Here is a 2,767-nt window from a genome sequence, read left to right on the forward strand (position 1 = left end):
ATTAATTATGAAATGGAACCGAAATATCAAAAACAAAGGTAACTTAGTTAATGCAGTTTAGATGTCGAACAGCTTATTGTTATCAAGGTCGGCTCACAAAAAAAATGAGCAAGCGCCGTCTCAAGTTACTTAGCCAAATCAGGAAAAATAGTTGATAAATAAATCTATTCATAAATTGGTAATACTTAGTGGCAGCGCTATGAGTAATTTAGGTTGCAAGTAGAAAATTTGTTAAGTAGCATTTTTATTAGACAATACTCACTTTGTCAGGGAACCATAACTAATCCAATTCAATTTCTTGGATGCGCCGTTTATACTGTTGGTTATTTTGTTTATGAGTTTGCTGTTCTTGCTCAATTAATTGTATCCAGATATCATTCCAACTTGACTGTGGATTAACAAGTTCTGCGTTCGGTAGCAGCGCGCTCGCATTTCGAGCGAGCTGAGAATTTTCGGCAATCGCTATAATAACGCTATCGAGTTCTTGTAAGAATTGTATAGGCAGTTGTGAAGCTCGTTCAATTCCTAGGTAAATTGTGGGTGGTGGTGTAGAGTTATCCTGGCTATTTTCCTGTTCAATAAGCAAAATTGAAAGGGCTTCGATTGGGTTACAAGCAATCACAGCTCGCTCAATTTCTCCAGTAGTGGCTACCCAGAAAGCAGCTTCAGATGACAGGGGATGGCTTGTAGTAAAGTTGCCTCTTTCATCTAAAACAAAAGCGAAGCTGGCTTCCCCCTCAAGCGTCCGTGCCGTAAAGACAGCTTTTTCTGAGTTGGCATACAACCAAGAATGAGAGTGTAATAAATCAAGCAATTCAAAAGGTAAACTGTACTCGACTGCTAGATGCGATCGCACTTTTTGCCACTGAGTTTCATTCCTTTCAGGCAGGATTGACAGTTGTAACTCTAACTCATTTGGTGTTGCAGGAATTGCAGGAGTTGCAGGCGCGCTTGCTACTAACTCAGATTGTGACAACTCTAACTCATTTGGTGTTGCAGGAATTGCAGGAGTTGCAGGCGCGGTTGCTGCTAACTCGGATTGTGACGACTCTAGCTCATTTTCCTCTGCCTCACTGGGGGCGATAGCTAAGTGTTGTGGCTGCATTAAAGCCTCAATTAGGGCGTTATCTCGCCCTTTGTCATAGCTAACGCCTCGATGCTTCTGCAATCCAGAAAAAGTGTAGGCTCTACCCAACTGAGTGCCACTTAAAGCGACTCCATCTAAATTGTAAGAAATGCCTTTACTGAAGCCGATTCCAGTTCGAGTCAATCCGACTTGTACCTCTGGGCCTTGTTGCTGCAACCGCTCAACGAATTCTGGCATACTTGGGTTGTCTTGGGTAACTTCATCAATTAGGTCTTGCAATTGCACCCTGACGCTTTTGTTTCCCTTGCTTTGTAAGTACCTATGTTCTCCAGTAGTCGGAGATCGCTTATATGTTTCCCAACTAGGTGTAACAGCTTCTAAATTGTAGTCTCTTTCTAACTGGCGGATTACTTCTTGGCTTCTGTAATAATCCCAGCTATCATCAACGACACTTCCATCTAGGCGGATGCGACTGGCGACGATGTGAATGTGGTCATGGTCTGTATCGTTGTGCTTGACAACTGCATACTGGTTGTTGTCAAATTCCATTGCTTTCATGTAGTCGGCTGCGATTGCTAGCCAGCGGTACTCATTTTCTTCCGAATCTTCTAGTTTCTGGGTAGAATCGACAGATAAAGTAGCATGAAATACTGCTACTTTCAGGTTAGGTCTTAGTTGTCGGGCAATCCCAAATTCAGCAGCCAGTTCTTCAGGAGTCTGTCCGCACATAGTACCGCCAATTAGAGCGGCGTCTTTTTTGCCCAGCACGTAGTTCAGACAGCCACGAAAGCCTGTACCTTTGATTTGTTTGCCAATCATAGCCGTTTCACCGTAGATTTATTACATCAATTGCTGAGGCTTATTAAGAATTAGCGGACTGTAGAATTGGTGAGGTTGGCAACTATTGTTTTAATTGCAGTTTGGTTCTCTCGAATAAGTTGCTGTACATTTTCTAAGAGTCCTCTATTAACAATAACGGGTTCTCCCAATACCAGAGCACTATTGCAAGCTTTCTTCATCTGATTGAGGTTGTTTGCTGCAATTTTAAGTTGAGCATTAATTTGGCATAAAACTTGATAGGCTTTCAAATCAAATACAGATAGAGGGTGTGGCATAGTTCTCCTCAAAGCTGCACGACGCATGAAGTCGCTCATACTCAAATTTACTTGGTGAGCTAGTGTTTGAATTTCGCTGTAATCGGAGTCAGTCAAGCGGATGTGGATATGGCTTGATAGCTGCTCTCTGGGTCTGACTTTCGGTAAATTTTTCATAGCTTTTAATCGGTAATCACTGTTTGTAAATATACAAGTTAACAACTGTAATTGAACACCGCTATTCTGGTGATTTTATCCCCCCCAATTGGAGAGGGCTATTAGGGTTTATTAAACGTAGAGATTGACTACTCTAATTTCCTTTAATTGTATAAATTGTTCATTGAGGTGCGATCGCCTGCCCTCTGACTCTGGCGATGGTAGTCACAAGCGAGCAAAAAGCTGGTGGTAGTGGTGGGTTCTATGCGCGAGGCTCTTGCGATCGCGGGAAGTCGATTCGTAGCAGCTCTCTTTGAAGTCAGTACACTCACCGCACTGTCCCAAGTTCAGATGATCTATGGGTATGGCAACAACTGTCCCACCGCTCAATGTTGCGCGAGCCGATGGTGCGAGCATACATTATCTATGC

At 42.8% G+C, this 2,767-nt stretch carries 2 protein-coding genes; both read right to left on the bottom strand.

All coding sequences use genetic code 11. From position 1 onward, the window contains the following. Window positions 1-280 precede the first annotated feature (280 nt). Window positions 281-1,906 carry a relaxase/mobilization nuclease domain-containing protein gene (locus QUA00_RS36475; protein WP_333413451.1) on the bottom strand — a complete coding sequence of 542 codons (1,626 nt, stop codon included), beginning with the start codon at window positions 1,904-1,906 and terminating at the stop codon, window positions 281-283. Window positions 1,907-1,956: 50 nt separating this feature from the next. Then, window positions 1,957-2,358, bottom strand: coding sequence for a plasmid mobilization protein (locus QUA00_RS36480; RefSeq protein ID WP_333413453.1), 402 nt, complete (start codon window positions 2,356-2,358; stop codon window positions 1,957-1,959). Window positions 2,359-2,767: the final 409 nt, after the last annotated feature.

The organism is Microcoleus sp. T2B6, from assembly GCF_036700475.1.
Classification (GTDB): domain Bacteria; phylum Cyanobacteriota; class Cyanobacteriia; order Cyanobacteriales; family Microcoleaceae; genus Microcoleus.

Bases quoted from the DNA above. Each gene is read 5' to 3' on its own strand.
- QUA00_RS36475 (WP_333413451.1), bottom strand. From the start codon at position 1,906: ATGATTGGCAAACAAATCAAAGGTACAGGCTTTCGTGGCTGTCTGAAC.
- QUA00_RS36480 (WP_333413453.1), bottom strand. From the start codon at position 2,358: ATGAAAAATTTACCGAAAGTCAGACCCAGAGAGCAGCTATCAAGCCAT.